This is a genomic window from Dickeya oryzae (assembly GCF_020406815.2).
In the GTDB taxonomy this organism is placed as follows: domain Bacteria; phylum Pseudomonadota; class Gammaproteobacteria; order Enterobacterales; family Enterobacteriaceae; genus Dickeya; species Dickeya oryzae.
Map to the genome: position 1 here is coordinate 478084 of NZ_CP162670.1, position 14632 is coordinate 492715.

Here is a 14632-nt window from a genome sequence, read left to right on the forward strand (position 1 = left end):
AGACCGTAAATCGAGTGAAAAAATATCTGATCTACCTATAAAGAGAGATTCAATCACTCTTTTTTTGTATGGAAGTGATTATAGCGATTTGAAGATGTCTGAAATTTGATGTGATCCAGTATTTTGCTGTTTTTTAATATCCGCACGGACATATTCTGGAAAACGTGACGGGAAATGTGATTTATTCATAAATATCACTTTTATTTCTTTAATAATCTCGACAAATCAAATTGAAGAAAGCCTTCCGCTGGATAAATTTGTCTGGTTGGGGGGATACGGGTAGACTGCATCTCCAGTTTGAGTGTGGAGTGGAAATCATGAGCGAAACGGCCAGTTGGCAACCTAGTGCCCCTGTCGCCAATCTGTTGAAGCGGGCGTCGATAATGAAAGAAATCCGGCGTTTCTTCTCAGACCGGGGAGTGCTGGAAGTGGAGACGCCGGCCATGAGTCAGGCGACGGTGACGGATGTGCATCTGTTCCCGTTTCAGACCCACTTTGTCGGCCCCGGTGCGGCTGATGGTATGGCGTTATATCTGATGACCAGTCCGGAATACCACATGAAGCGCTTGCTGGCGGCGGGGAGTGGACCGATTTACCAATTGTGTCGCAGCTTTCGCAACGAAGAGTCCGGCCGCTACCACAATCCTGAATTCACCATGCTGGAGTGGTATCGCCCCCACTACGATATGTATCGCCTGATGAATGAAATGGATGACCTGCTGCAACAGGTGCTGGAATGCGACAGCGCCGAAATGCTGTCTTACCAGCAGGCGTTCCAGCGTCATCTTGAAGTAGACCCGTTGTCGGCCGATAAAGCACAGCTGCGTGAAGTGGCGGAGAAAATCGGTGTCGGTGATGTGGCGAACCGGGAAGAAGATCGCGATACCCTGTTGCAGTTGCTGTTCGCATTTGGCGTCGAGCCGCAGATTGGCCGTGATAAACCGGCGTTCGTCTACCATTTCCCGGCCACGCAGGCTGCGCTGGCGGAAATCAGCACCGAGGATCACCGCGTGGCGGAGCGGTTTGAGGTGTATTACAAAGGTATCGAGCTGGCCAACGGTTTTTGCGAGCTAACGGACAGTAAAGAGCAGCGTCAACGCTTCGAGCAGGACAACCGCAAGCGCGCCGCGCGTGGTTTGCCGGTACAACCGATTGACGAAAACCTGCTGGCGGCCTTGGCCGCGGGTATCCCGCCGTGTTCCGGCGTGGCGCTGGGCGTCGATCGCCTGGTGATGCTGGCGCTGAACGCCGAGTCTATCGGCGAGGTGATGGCATTTACGGTGGATCGCGCCTGATACCGTTTTCTCTTCTTAAGAATCGAGTTTGACAGAAACCACGGAAGCTATTGCTTACCGTGGTTTTCTTTATTCAGCGAAATAACAGCATTCAGTGAAATGACCACGTAAGCGCCATTACAACCCCCCCGTAGTACGGGTGGCGGTCGTGGCGTTGCGCCCGGCGATTTGTACTGAGTTCATCTGCACCTGGAACGGTGGGAACGGCATCACCAGATTGTGCTCGCGGTAGCTTTCCAGAATCAGCTGGTGCAGTTCGTGGCGCAACGGCATACGGTGACCCATCTCGGCGGCGAAAATACGCAGTTCAAAAATTTGGATGCCCTGACGCAGGTCGACCAAAAACACTTCCGGTGGGGGATTATCCAGCACCAGCGAACAGCGTTTCACCGCATCCAGCAGTAGTGTGGTCACTTCCTGCGTGCTGGCATCGGCGGGGGCGGGAATAGTCAGTACCACACGGGTGACCGAGTCAGACAGCGACCAGTTGATGAACTGTTCGGTGATAAAGGCTTTGTTGGGCACGATGATCTCTTTGCGATCCCAGTCGGAGATCGTGGTGGCGCGGGTATTAATGCGCATCACACTGCCAGTCAGATCGCGAATGGTCACGGTATCGCCAATACGGATCGGCTTTTCGAACAAAATGATCAACCCGGAAATAAAGTTGGCGAAGATCTCCTGTAAACCAAAACCCAGCCCTACACCGAGTGCGGCTACCAGCCACTGCAATTTCGACCACTCGATACCGATCAGTGAGAATCCCGTCAGCCCGCCAACCAGCATCATCAGGTACTTGCTGATGGTAATAATGGCGTAGCCGGTACCGGGCGACAGTTCAATATGCTGCAATACCGCCAGTTCCAGCAACGCAGGCAGATTTCGTACCAATTGCGCCGTGATAATAAATACCAGCAGTGCTATCAGTACCGAGCCCAGCGTAATCGGTTGTACGCTCTCTACACCTTTCACCGTGCTGGTGACGTCCCACAGGCTGATATTTTCCATAAACGCAAAAGCGGAATGGATTTCCGACCACAGCGCGATGACCGATACCAGGGCGACCAATGTCAGGATAGACCGCACCAGTTTCAGTGAGCGGGCGCTGATGGCATCCAGATCCACCACCGGTTCTTCCACCACATCCCCGCTGGCCTCGTGCGACGACAGCGTCGTATTGTCGTCTTCACCCCGGGCGCGTTGCGCCAGCATGTCCGCCCGGCGTTGTCTGGCGCGGTCAAACGCGATGCGGCGGCGTTGAATCAGCATCCAACGGCGGATGATGTGATAAATCACCAGCAGGAAGAACCAGATGGCGACGGAGGTTTCCAGTCGTGCCAGCAGCGCCTGCGACGTGGTGAGATAGCCCAGACAGGATGCCAGTGCGGCAATCAGCGGAATGCAGATCATCAGATTCCACATCGCACGGTTTACCGGGTTTTCGCCGGATCCTTCTTTATCCAGATACAACGGGATCCCAGCGCGTTTCAGGCTGGTAGTTACCAGACTGAGCGCCATGCACAGCAGGATAAAGCACAACCGTCCCAGCGTACTGGAAAACTCCCGATCGTTGAGGTTATCGAAGGTGATCAATGCCATCACTAGTGGAACGATAAAGGCGATAGAAAGACGGTAGTAACGCATGGCGCGCGCCACCTGCTTCGGCGACCAGCCGAAATGCACGATGAACAACCCCTGACGGTGAGAAAACGCGGCACCAATCATCACCACCCACATCAGCGGCACGGTAGCGGTCACACTGTCGCCGATGGCAACGGCGACCGGGTAAGGCCAGGCGTTTTGCAACCCGTAGCCGAGCGCCGCCCACAGCACCGGCAACGGCATCGCTACCATCACCGACCAGAATACCGTGCGTAGCGTCAGCATGAAGTAATCGAGCGTCACCTTGCCAACCCGGCTACTGGCACGGTCCAGAAAGGCGTGGTAATGGCGGCGTGAGCTGATGCTAAGGCCGACCAGCAGTAATGCGCCCAGCAGCGGCAACAGGGTTCCCTGACTGGTGACCATCATCAGCATGGCGCCACTGAGTTGGGTGAGGGTATCGAGCGATAACAGGCGAGATAGATCGCGTAACAGGTTCAGCGGGTAGGCAAAACCAATCGGGTCGACATCCGCCACCCAGAACAGGTAGCGGTGTGCCGCGTCGCGGATCTCGATCAGGGCATCTTCCAGTTGGTTACTGGCGACCTTTAACTTGGTCAGCTCCAGAATCTGCGTGTCGCAACCGGAAATCAACGACGTGAGCAGATCGCGCTGGGTGCGTTGCTGATCGTTGACGATCTTTTGCTGAGCGGCAGTCAGAGGGGTACCGTTATCCTGCCGGGTCGGTTCGCCGCTTGCCGACAGCTTGTTGAGTTGGTCTTCATAATGCAGGCGCTGGGCGCGCAGTTGCGCCATGTCGCCATCCAGTTGCTGGGGTTTGGGCATTTCCGGCAGCCTGGCGACCTGAGCACGCAACGTTTCTCCCAGCGCGGGTGAGGAACCGAGCCATTGCGCCTGTTCGCGCAGTGTACTCAGTGCCTGACGCACCTGTAGCGTTTGGGCGGCGGTCTGGCGCTGGCGTGCTGCTATTTGATCCATGCGCTGCGCCTGCTGGTTCAACGCCATGGAAAGCTCACGGTTGGCTTGCAGCAGACTGGCGACGGCGGTAGGTAACTGGCCTTCCTGCTCTGCCAGTTGCTCCGTTCTTTCCAATGCCTGCTCCGCCTCACGCTGGCGCAAAGTATTCAGCGTGCTGCGCAATAATTGGAGCTGATTATCCAGCCGGTCACGCCGCTTTTTGTAGACCTCAGCTTGCAGACGCGAGAGCTCCTGACGGTTACTGGCGGAAAGCTGCGCCAGTTCCAGCTCTTCCAGACGACTTTTACGCAACGCGGCTTCAGCCTGTAACGCGGCCAGTTGCGCCTGACCGAGAGGTGTCGTGGGAGTACCCAGCGCCTGTACGCGCCGTTCGACGTCGCTCAGTGCGCGGTTGGCTTCGGTTTGCTGTTGTGGCAACTGGGCCAGCGAGTCGCTGATTTCACGCTGGTGGTCCTGCTCTTGTTGTAACTGGCGGGTTTGCTCCAGCAACTGGCTGCTGATCTGGACAATTTGTTGTTCCAGGTCGTTAACCGATGTGGTTTTGGGTGGTGCTGCTGGTTTAGCGTCTTCCGCGTCAGACTGCTGGCGCAGTTCACGGGTCAGTTTGGGGAAGTCATCAATTGCACGCTGGTACTGGTCGGCCCGTTGGCGGGTCTCCCGGCGCTCATCCAGCAGCCGCAACGCCGATTGCAGCTCTTTGACGATGTCGGCTTGCGCCGGGGCGTTCTTGTTGGTTTCGGCTTGCTGGAGATCCTGTTTCAGTTGCGTTTCGTCAGGCAACTGGGCGGCCAGCGACGTGGTTGATAACAGGCATCCCATCAGGAAAATCAGAATCAGACGCACGGCTGGCCTCCTCAGGTTATTGATGGGGTCAGGGGGTGGTGTCGGTCGTGTCGCTGTCGTTGGCCGCACTCATGCGTGCCCGTACACTCTCATCCAACGCTTCGGCCATGGCTTCACCCATACGGGTGACACTCTGGCTGGCCAGTCCAGGCATTAACTCTATACGACCTTTCGCAAACAGGTTAATGACCGTAGAGCCGAGTTTGAAACGACCCATTTCGTCGCCTTTTTCCAGAATGACTGCGTCTTCGCCTTCCAGCGGATAAGCCCAGCGTTTGATGATGCCTTCACGCGGCGGCGTAACCACACCCGCCCACACCGTTTCGATACTGCCGACGATGGTCGCGCCTACCAGTATCTGCACCATGGGGCCGAATGGCGTATCGAACAGGCAGATCACTCGCTCGTTGCGGGCAAACAGGTTCGGCACGTTGGCAGCGGTCAGTGGGTTAACGGAAAACAGGTCGCCCGGCACGTAGATCATGTCGCGCAAAATACCGTCACACGGCATATGCACGCGGTGGTAATCGCGCGGCGAGAGATAAGTCGTGACGAATACACCGTCGCGAAACAGGTCAGCGAGAATGACGTTACCGGCCAACAGCGCTTCCAGTGAATAGTTGTGCTGTTTGGCTTGTAAGACCTGAAGATCGTCAATGGTGCCCAACTGAGAGATAGCGCCATCGGCAGGGAACACTAACCGGTTCGCCAGTGGATCAACCGGACGGATCCCCGGTTTTAGCGGGCGCACAAAAAAGTCGTTGAACGTACGGTAGGATGCGGCGTTGGGTTGCTGCGCTTCCTGCATATTGACCTTGTAGATGCGCGCAAACAGTTCAATCACCAGTCTGGTAAGCAGGCCAGCCTGGCGGTTGGCTCCCCAACCGGCCAGCTGCGTCAGCCAGACCTTCGGGAGCAGATGTTGTAGAGCAATCTTGATTCTGTCCAGCACAGTGAGCCTCGTCGTTTTCTAAGGGTACGCCGTAAAAAGGGGCGCATTGTAGCGGTGGATACGATAAATGTCAGTTATCCGAAGCAGAAAAGGATTTACGCGTTTTTACCTGCGCCATGCTCTCCAGTATGCGGTGGTAGTTATCAAAACGCTCAGCGGCTATCTCACCTCGCTCCAGCGCGGCGCGGATGGCGCAGCCTGGGTCGGTATCGTGTTTGCAGTCACGGAATTTACAACTGCCCAGATAGTCGCGAAACTCGATAAAACCCCGTGTGACCTGCTCAGGCTCCAGATGCCACAGGCCGAATTCGCGTACGCCCGGTGAATCGATAACGTCGCCGCCGTGGGGGAAGTGGTACAACCGTGCGGCGGTGGTGGTGTGCTGGCCAAGCCCAGAAGCATCGGACACGTCGTTGACCAGAATTTTGGCGTCATCAGGGTAGAGCAACGCATTGAGCAGGCTCGACTTGCCGACGCCGGACTGCCCGGCAAAGATACTGACACGGCCGGTCAATGCGGCTTCCAGTTCGGCGATGCCTTGTTGGGTGTGGCTGGACAGCATCAGTACCCGGTAGTGCAGGTTGCGATAGATATCCATCACGTCTTCTACGAACTCACGGCCTTCGTCATCCAGCAAGTCGGTTTTGTTGAGCACGATCAACGGCTCGATTTCCAGCGTTTCACAGGCCACCAGATAACGGTCGATAATATTGAGCGACAGCTCCGGCAATATGGCGGAGACAATCACAATCTGGTCGATGTTAGCGGCGATCGGTTTGATACCGTCATAGTAATCCGGCCGGGTCAACACCGACTGACGTGGGTGTACCGCTTCGACGATACCGCTGATGCCGGCCTGCGTTTCATTACCGGCACGCCAGACGACCCGGTCACCGGTGACCAGCGAGGGGATAGTACGGCGAAGATTACAGCGGTGCAGTTCGCCATCCGGCGCTTCCACATCGGCATGCATGCCGAAGCGGCTGATAATGATGCCTTCCTGCGGTTCGCCCAATTGGTTGTCATCCCACTCGACTTTGCTGTCGGCATGCTTCAGGCGGCGCTGATGGTTGGCGCTAACCCGCCGTTGCTGACCTTTTGACAGTTTCTTTTTACTCACGCAGTCTCTCTTGGTTCGGCGCTTATCGCCGGTGGCGATGGAAGCGACTATAATACACGCTATTTTATTTTAATTAACCGCCGCCGGGCCTGTCAGCCTGCTGGCGGCGAAACTTTCAATAGCAAGGGCGACACGGGAACGCGACGATGGTAAATGAAAACAACCTGATCTGGATCGATTTGGAAATGACGGGGCTGGATCCTGAACGGGATCGGATCATCGAGATCGCAACACTGGTGACCGACGCTAACCTGAATGTGCTGGCAGAAGGCCCGACGCTGGCGGTGCATCAGCCTGACAGCCAGCTGGCGCTGATGGATGACTGGAACGTGCGTACCCATACCGCCAGCGGGTTGGTAGAGAGAGTGAAAGCCAGTCGCGTTGACGAAGACGCGGCGCAGCGGGAAACTATTACCTTCCTGCAACAGTGGGTACCAGCGGGCAAATCGCCGATTTGCGGCAACAGCATCGGGCAGGATCGTCGTTTCCTGTTCCGCTACATGCCGGAACTGGAAGCCTACTTCCATTACCGCTATCTGGACGTCAGTACGCTCAAGGAACTGGCGCGCCGCTGGAAACCCGAGATTCTGGCGGGCTTTAAAAAGCACAATACTCACCAGGCGCTGGACGATATCCGCGAATCGGTCGCAGAGCTGGCGTACTACCGCGAGCACTTTATTCAGTTGTAACGGTTGGCTATTGCGGGAATTTTCGGCGTATTGTTGATTTTGTCGGCACTTGAACACAATTTTTTGTCAAGGGGGTTGCGGGGGAGAAAGTTTCTCGTATAATGCGCTCCCCGTAACGACAGTAAATTACGTTACGTCACACCCCTGCGGGAATAGCTCAGTTGGTAGAGCACGACCTTGCCAAGGTCGGGGTCGCGAGTTCGAGTCTCGTTTCCCGCTCCAAATTATACTCTACAGAGTTCTATCGAAGTCTGTAGATACTTGAAAATAGGACCTTAGGGTCCTTTTTTCGTTCCAGCGAAGTCCACAGAAATCCAGCTACATCCGGGGCTTTTTAGTCCATTTTTTAGTCCATAAAGACGGGTGTATGAGATTTCGCATTGTTGCTGGGTCGGGGCGAGCCACGAGACGAGGATCTAGTCCTAACTTTTCATGTTAGGGGTTGGAACTATGGCACTATCAGAGATGGCCGTTCGCCAAGGCAAAGCCTATACACTTGGCGACATTGATGGCCTCTCTCTCGCAGTCGCTGGTCAGGGCGGTCGCTCCTGGCACTTTCGCTACTATCCTGTCCAGTACCCGAACGACGCGTTGTGCCGGGATATTCAGGTCGATTTCTATCGCCAGTACTTCACGATTAAAATCATCCACCACGTTGAACGTACGAAAACGCCTGCCGCAGACCAGCGCGTCATGCATAAAATCCACTGACCAGCTCTGATTCAGGTGTTCTGGCGTCACCAGCGGTGTGGGATTACGCACCGGCAGGCGCTGTTTTCCCTTACGGCGAAAATTCAATTTTAACAGGCGATAAATTCGATGAACGCGTTTATGGTTCCATGTATGTCCCTGCCTGCGTAGCATCTGAAACAGCTTCTTAAAACCATATCGTGGGTAGCGCTCCGCCATCCCGGTCAACGCCTGAATCACCGGCTCATCACGTTGGATGTCGGGTTGGTAAAAATAGACCGTCCTGCTCAGCGATGACATCTTTGAGTGCCCGGCACTCCAGACTGAGGTCGGCAAACATCTGTTTCAGACGCCGGTTTTCGTCCTCCAGATCTTTCATCTTTTTGATATCAGAGGCTTCCATACCGCCAAACTTCGCTTTCCAGTTGTAATAGCGGGCTTCAGAACGGCAATGATCTGGTGTTCGGTGAATCGGGCTTTACGCATGGCGATCTCCGCAAGGGACATAATCAGTATGTCGGAAGATCTCTAAAAGTGAATGGTTCGGTTTACCGGGATACTTACATCTCCTCCTTGTGTCGACGTGTTTTTTCCCATATAAGAGTATGAGCTGATGCTAACAGCAGGCCGATTGTTTAAAGGAACTTGCGGGGAGCTGTTAATGGCATCCATGCATCGATTCACGGATTTGAATTATCAGACTCCAGTTTGCGAAAGGTTGATTTCGATATACCTGATAACCTGGAATGCTCATTAAGCGCAATATTTCTTGTTATACCTGTCATACCTTCAGGTTACAGGTGTGTTGGTTGTACTTGCTCACTCAGTCACTTATTTTATTTCTTCTGAATTTAATAAATGTTATTTATTATTTTAATAAGTATTCTTATTTTTTATCGTGACCTTGGGAAGCGTTCATCAGCAAACTGAATTAGTTACCATAACAAGGTGACCTGTTTGGCTGAACCAGACTGATCCAGATGGAAAGGCGGCGGTTTTGTTTTAGGGAGCAGACTATACCCAAAATAATTCGAGTTGCAGGACAACACGCTCGCGTGTTGAACAACGCAACGCGTTGGCCCGTTAGGGCAAGGCTCATTGAGCCTTGTAACGCGGCAATCGAGCGAATCCCCAGGAGCTTACACAAGTAAGTGACTGGGGTGAGTGAGGGCAGCCAACACACCTGCAGCTTGAAGCATGACGGGTATATATTGGATTGCTGATCTCGGAACAACACCAGACCACAGGTTATTAGTTTAGTAAAGGGAATACCAAAATGATTCATGGAAGTGAATATATAAAGATTACATTATACATCGCGTTATTTCTGATCATACCAGGGCCAACCAATACATTGCTTCTTTGCTCTGGTTATACCCAAGGTTTTGTTAAAAGTATAAAACTGACTTTATCAGAATGGCTCGGGTATCTCTTGGCTGTCACTGCATGGGGGCTACTATTTAACTATTTAGCACAACATGGAAACCCGGTGCTGAGCGTTATTAAATTTTTGTCGGCATTTTACGTCGTCTATTTGGCAATAAAAGTGTGGAAGTTTTCGCTGCATCAAACTAGCGGTAAGATCACTTTCAGTACTGTCTTTATCACGACCTTACTCAACCCAAAGGCCTTTGTGTTCGCTGATTCCATCATTCCTCCGTCAGCTTTCATATATCAACACAGCTATATCCAGGCGATGCTCTGTTTGTTGTTGGTATTGCTGCCAATGTCTTTTATATGGATTTACTTCGGTACGTTGATGAATATCAGCGGCGCCTCAAGCCAGCACAGACTAAAACCGAAGTTGTTTTATCGCGGCGCTTCGCTCGTCATCTCGCTTTTTGCTGCTTCAATGTTCTATAAATCGGTGTCAATTATGTTTTAGTGAAAAGATTGCTTGTGGCCGTAAGCTTGAGATTGCGGTTTCCAGAAAACTGTCGACCTATGGCGCCTAATTTAAGCATGCTCAGGCCGTTTCTGGTTGTTTTAAGCCCCTTCTGGGTGAGGGGGCGCTGTATTCACTTAGTTGCCGAATAGGTTGGAGATATTTTGTCTGACTTCCTGCTGAAAAAAGGTCTTCTCATGCATGATGACTTCCTGTGCTGTGTACTCGGGTAATCTGGCCCGAAGATGTTGAGTCAGGTGATCTTTTAACGTGATAAGTGACGTTCGTGGCTTTTTGACCAGATCCCTGGCTCTGGACAAGGCTGCTTGTGCAACGTGTTCCCTTGGGTAAACCGGGAAGGGGATTCCTCGTTGTTTCAGCTCCTCACCCCGATAGTTATTACCCAGCATCAACATCTCTTGTCCCAGAGCCAGCCCCAGTTTTTCGGGTACAATAAGTGTTCCCCCCATACCGGGAGTGAAGCCGTATTTCATGAAATTGGCTGTATAAATGCTTTCCTGACTCATAATGACAAAGTCGGCAAATAGCCCCATTACCAGACCACCTCCGATGGCGTGTCCCTGCATGGCCGAAATGACCGGAATTGGGCACTCCAGAGGTAAGCTGTAAATGTTGGTATCGGTGAATTTTCCTTTTCCTTCCTGTAAGGCAAAGAGATCTTCCTGAGTGCCTCCTGTAGCAAAATAGCTGTCGTAACCTGTTAGAATGACTGCCTTATATTGCTCTGATGTTTCGATGTGTTTGAATACCTGGATCAACTCGTAGATCAATGCACGGGAGAACGTGTTTTTGTGGGCTCTGTCCTGCATTTTTATGTGAACAATTCCCGGCTCTATTTCCTGAAAATCAACGACATTTGTGGACATTCTCTTTACGCCTCCCAAGGGTATTTTCCCGTTTGGATGTAACGGGATATTTTGCTGAGGTTTTCCTGATCGGAAAAAATTTCTACGTTCAGAGCCAGGGCGGCAGATTTCTGGTCACGGGGGAGAGTATCCAGCTCACTCATGTATGATTTGTAGCGAGCAATGGCGCGTTTTGATAAGCAGTTGAGCCGTTGTATGTGCTTTTTGAGGATCAAGTCACTGTTGCCGCCGTAGTCGTCGACTAAACCCCAGTGGTGAGCCTGTTCTGCTGACACGGGTTTTGTCATTAACGTCATATAGTGCGCTTTTTGTTTTCCTATCTTGTGTACCAGAAAGGGAAGTACGCAGGCAGGCAACAAACCGAACAACATTTCAGACAGGCTGAACATGGCTCCAGTGTCTGCAATGACGATATCACTGGCAGCAACGAAACCGATTCCTCCCGCGTTGGCTTTGCCTCTTACATGAGCGATGCTAATGTAAGGTCCGCTCATCATATCTTGCCAGACTTCATAAAGGATCTCTGGATCCTGCGGACGACCACCACTGCCGTTGCCGGCAATGTTGCCTTGCTCTATCGCCTGCAGATCGGCACCAAAGCAAAAGACCTCCGGTAATCCTTCAACAACTAATATACTGATTTTATCCCGGTATTGTCGGATAACCTCCCGGCACTCTATCGCAAAGTTTTCATTGATGGTGTTATTGGCTTCAGGTCGGTATATCTGCAAGTACAACACCGCGCCTTCCTGCCGTAACCGGATGGTTTGATAAGATGGCATTGTCAGACCCACTCATATTCACGGTGAAATTCGTTGATTCGGCTCAGTACGAGATGATGAGCTTCCCGGGTAGTGGAATGGATCTGGGGGAAATGACTCAGGTCCAGAGTGGCATTTTTGGTACCGAAGCGGACCCCATGGTTATCGTAAAGCAGAGCATCATATTCACGCATTGTGAGTTCGCGGCGCCTGTCAAGATGAGCTCCGATTTCCATCTGCCTGACACGTTGGCAACCTTCAGGGGTAACGACACCACTGAAAAACTCGGAACAGCATCCAGAACCGTAAGAAAAGCACCCAATCCGCTGCGGTGACTGAATATCCGCATTTGACAAGGTGCTGAGCAGGGAAAGTGCTAATGTTGCCCCCATGATATTACCGACACGCTGACAATAATTCAGCCCAGGAGCCACGCGACGATTAAAGTCGGCTTCTGTATCTTGGGGGGTGGCGCGAACCAGTTTACGCATCATGTTACGGTGGGCACCTTTGACCATGCCACCAAAAGGCGTATGGAATGCCAGATAACCAAAAGTGTTGACATAATCAATGCCAGCAACACGTTTTTCGTACTCCAGGTAGGCCTTTTCACAACATTCCAGATAAGCCAGCAATGACAGATCCGAATCACCGGTTTCTCTATCCGGGACAGGCCTGCATGTATCCATGACTTCATAGCCGTAATAGCCGTTTGCCCCCACATCGATCTGAAAAACGTGTGGGGTGTCGCTGACCAGCATGGCAACAGCGCCAGAGCCACCGCTTGGCTCGGCAAAAGACCAGTCCTGGCTAGTATGATCGCCGTTGTCTTCTTCCAGAATAAAGCGAGTCATGTCTGTGGCAATAACTAACGCTTTGCTGCCGGGAGATGTCTGGGAAAGGATTGTATTGACAGCCATTTGCAAACCGGCAACACCGGAATAACAGGCAGTTTTCAGTTCGAACAAGCGACAGTTTCGCTTTAACCCCAGATAGTGGTGAACATAGGTACTGACTGATTTGCCAAAGTCGATTCCCGATTCTGTACAGGTGATCAACAGTTCAATGCTGTTTTTTTCTTGCTCACTTAACGCATCCAGAATCGGCTTGGCTGCGTTGACGGCAAAGCTGACAGGATCTTCACAAGGCAGACTCACCGTTTTCTGTTTCATTAAGAGATTGTCAAAACGAGATATATCTAGCTGACGGTGCTGCGCCAACTCTCTGACATTAATGTAGCTGGTGCCACAAAAGGCGTTTATCGCTTCAATTCCAACAGAAATCATAAGGTCCCTCTTATGCTAAATTAGGTGAATGCTAGTGGCTGACATGCTCCAACACCACACAGGTATTAATGCCGCCGAAGCCGAAGGCGTTATTCAAAGCGACGTTGATTTCCTGATGTTGAGCGTATTGTCCGACAAAACGGCATTCATTGTTGATAGGCGTTTTCAGGTTCAAGTTTGGATGAAGAAAGCGTTCTTTCATTTGTATCAATGTGGCTACCGTTTCTACGGCAGCGGCGGCATACAGGCAGTGCCCCGTGAGGCTTTTGGTTGAATTGAGCCAAATCTGTTGATGGTAAGGGCCAAAAACACGCTTGATGGCAGCGATTTCAGTTTCATCCCCCATTAGTGAACTGGTGCCATGCGTATTGATGTAGTTGACCGAGTCATAGGGACAACGGGCAGTCAACAGCGCCTGTTGCATCACCTGAGACTCGCCTTCACAACTTGGATTACTGCCTCGATTGGCATCCAGACAGATACTACCACCAAGAATTCGTCCCCAAATCGGTGCACGGCGTTCACGGGCGCTTTGCTCGTTTTCCAGCAACAGACAGGCACACCCTTGGCCATAAACAAACCCTTTTCGATCTTGATCAAAGGGGCGACAAAGCTGCGTGGGATCACTCGTGTCGCTTTGGGTCAGCAGGGCACCGCTGTTTTTGAACGCCTGTATCTCTGGCGGTGATAAATCTGCCATTGCTCCGACGACCAAACAAGATTGGGTGATTCCTGATGCGACTTGCCGGTATGCCTGGATAATGCCGGCGTTTCCGCTGGCTGAAGCGCCGCCAACAGAACAGCCTTCTCCACGGATAGTTAAAAGCTCGCTGAGCAGACCTAACTGATTTGTGTCCATAAAGTACAACGCATAACTGGCGGGAACAAATTCGGGTTGGTCGATGAAGGATTGTCGGATCTGATATTGATATTGTTGCTCGACGTTATGTCCGGCAATGATGATTCCTCTTTTTTCTGGAGGGTAAGGACATCCGTCGGCAAAGGCATCATGCCAGGCTTCAAGTGCTGTGGCGAGTGATACCCTGCTACTCAACGGCACTCTGGCCCCCAATCGCAAAGCATTTTTTAGCTCTTCCTGCGCGAGAGATAAAGACTCTAGTGCGGCTTTATAGTTGTAATCAGCCAGGCTGGCTTTGATTTCTGGAAATTCGTTGATATGCCTGTTGATTCCACTGACACCTGTTTTCAGTGATTGGGTAAACGCGGGTATTCCGATTCCATTTGCAGCGGTTACGCCTAAGCCGGTCACAACGACATTGTTCTTCATACGCATCCTGCTTTGGTTCACTGAAAGGCCAGATTCGCCAGAAAATCAGCATAGTGTGGATGGCTACTGTGCTTTAGCGTACAGAAAATCCACTAATTCTCCGATATTTTTGAGGTCTCCGGCTTCATGGAGAGGGAATATGATATCGAGGGTTTCCATGCTGGCGAGCAGAACATCAGCCCGGTCAATTGAATTGGCCCCTACGTCTTTCATGCTCTGTTCCGGCGTAATGGTACTGGTATCCAGATAGGGGAGGATTTCCAGTAAGTTATGCACGATAATATTGAAAATATCTTCCTTGCTCTTGCTGCTCATACAATGCTCCTTACTTGTGC

At 52.0% G+C, this 14632-nt stretch carries 11 protein-coding genes, 1 tRNA gene and 2 pseudogenes; 5 read left to right on the plus strand and 9 right to left on the minus strand.

Annotated features, from left to right (window positions below; all coding sequences use genetic code 11):
- The first annotated feature begins 317 nt into the window (after positions 1–317).
- Positions 318–1295 carry an elongation factor P--(R)-beta-lysine ligase gene (epmA, locus tag LF929_RS02265; protein WP_038905781.1) on the plus strand — a complete coding sequence of 326 codons (978 nt, stop codon included), beginning with the start codon at positions 318–320 and terminating at the stop codon, positions 1293–1295.
- Between the two features lie 117 nt (positions 1296–1412).
- Here epmA and mscM read toward each other — a convergent pair whose 3' ends face one another.
- From mscM to rsgA, 3 genes are all read right to left on the minus strand, one after another.
- Positions 1413–4739: a miniconductance mechanosensitive channel MscM gene (mscM, locus tag LF929_RS02270; protein WP_226093238.1), complete on the minus strand. Its 3327-nt coding sequence runs from the start codon at positions 4737–4739 to the stop codon at positions 1413–1415.
- 28 nt (positions 4740–4767) lie between these two features.
- The gene (gene asd, locus LF929_RS02275) at positions 4768–5691 is read right to left on the minus strand and encodes an archaetidylserine decarboxylase (protein ID WP_038909116.1); all 924 of its coding nucleotides are present in this window, start codon (positions 5689–5691) and stop codon (positions 4768–4770) included.
- 70 nt (positions 5692–5761) lie between these two features.
- Entirely contained in the window at positions 5762–6811 is a 1050-nt protein-coding gene (gene rsgA / locus LF929_RS02280) for a small ribosomal subunit biogenesis GTPase RsgA (RefSeq protein ID WP_226093239.1), read from the minus strand.
- 146 nt (positions 6812–6957) lie between these two features.
- Here rsgA and orn point away from each other — a divergent pair, with 146 nt between their 5' ends.
- The 3 genes and pseudogenes from orn to LF929_RS02295 form a co-directional block, all read left to right on the plus strand.
- The gene (orn, locus tag LF929_RS02285; protein WP_226093240.1) at positions 6958–7500 is read left to right on the plus strand and encodes an oligoribonuclease; all 543 of its coding nucleotides are present in this window, start codon (positions 6958–6960) and stop codon (positions 7498–7500) included.
- Between the two features lie 146 nt (positions 7501–7646).
- Positions 7647–7722: transfer RNA gene (locus tag LF929_RS02290), tRNA-Gly, on the plus strand.
- 228 nt (positions 7723–7950) lie between these two features.
- Positions 7951–8067 (plus strand): annotated as a pseudogene (locus LF929_RS02295) (DUF4102 domain-containing protein); the annotation flags it as partial.
- Here LF929_RS02295 and LF929_RS02300 read toward each other — a convergent pair.
- A pseudogene (locus LF929_RS02300) lies at positions 8059–8676 on the minus strand (transposase); the annotation flags it as partial. The pseudogenes LF929_RS02295 and LF929_RS02300 overlap by 9 nt on opposite strands.
- 790 nt (positions 8677–9466) lie before the next feature.
- Here LF929_RS02300 and LF929_RS02305 point away from each other — a divergent pair.
- Positions 9467–10075: a LysE family translocator gene (locus tag LF929_RS02305; protein WP_210174665.1), complete on the plus strand. Its 609-nt coding sequence runs from the start codon at positions 9467–9469 to the stop codon at positions 10073–10075.
- A gap of 137 nt (positions 10076–10212) precedes the next feature.
- On the opposite strand, the gene LF929_RS02310 is transcribed toward LF929_RS02305, so the two are convergent.
- From LF929_RS02310 to LF929_RS02330, 5 genes are all read right to left on the minus strand, one after another.
- A complete protein-coding gene (locus LF929_RS02310; RefSeq protein WP_016940752.1) occupies positions 10213–10962 on the minus strand; it encodes a polyketide synthase in 750 nt (249 codons plus the stop codon).
- 5 nt (positions 10963–10967) lie between these two features.
- Positions 10968–11744: an enoyl-CoA hydratase/isomerase gene (locus LF929_RS02315; protein WP_226093241.1), complete on the minus strand. Its 777-nt coding sequence runs from the start codon at positions 11742–11744 to the stop codon at positions 10968–10970.
- 2 nt (positions 11745–11746) lie between these two features.
- Positions 11747–13009, minus strand: coding sequence for a hydroxymethylglutaryl-CoA synthase family protein (locus LF929_RS02320; protein ID WP_210174663.1), 1263 nt, complete (start codon positions 13007–13009; stop codon positions 11747–11749).
- Between the two features lie 31 nt (positions 13010–13040).
- The gene (locus LF929_RS02325; RefSeq protein WP_226093242.1) at positions 13041–14297 is read right to left on the minus strand and encodes a beta-ketoacyl synthase N-terminal-like domain-containing protein; all 1257 of its coding nucleotides are present in this window, start codon (positions 14295–14297) and stop codon (positions 13041–13043) included.
- Between the two features lie 63 nt (positions 14298–14360).
- Positions 14361–14612: an acyl carrier protein gene (locus tag LF929_RS02330; RefSeq protein ID WP_226093243.1), complete on the minus strand. Its 252-nt coding sequence runs from the start codon at positions 14610–14612 to the stop codon at positions 14361–14363.
- Between the last annotated feature and the right edge of the window lie 20 nt (positions 14613–14632).

Bases quoted from the DNA above. Each gene is read 5' to 3' on its own strand.
- epmA (WP_038905781.1), top strand. From the start codon at position 318: ATGAGCGAAACGGCCAGTTGGCAACCTAGTGCCCCTGTCGCCAATCTG.
- orn (WP_226093240.1), top strand. From the start codon at position 6,958: ATGGTAAATGAAAACAACCTGATCTGGATCGATTTGGAAATGACGGGG.
- LF929_RS02305 (WP_210174665.1), top strand. From the start codon at position 9,467: ATGATTCATGGAAGTGAATATATAAAGATTACATTATACATCGCGTTA.
- LF929_RS02310 (WP_016940752.1), bottom strand. From the start codon at position 10,962: ATGTCCACAAATGTCGTTGATTTTCAGGAAATAGAGCCGGGAATTGTT.
- LF929_RS02315 (WP_226093241.1), bottom strand. From the start codon at position 11,744: ATGCCATCTTATCAAACCATCCGGTTACGGCAGGAAGGCGCGGTGTTG.
- LF929_RS02320 (WP_210174663.1), bottom strand. From the start codon at position 13,009: ATGATTTCTGTTGGAATTGAAGCGATAAACGCCTTTTGTGGCACCAGC.
- LF929_RS02325 (WP_226093242.1), bottom strand. From the start codon at position 14,297: ATGAAGAACAATGTCGTTGTGACCGGCTTAGGCGTAACCGCTGCAAAT.
- LF929_RS02330 (WP_226093243.1), bottom strand. From the start codon at position 14,612: ATGAGCAGCAAGAGCAAGGAAGATATTTTCAATATTATCGTGCATAAC.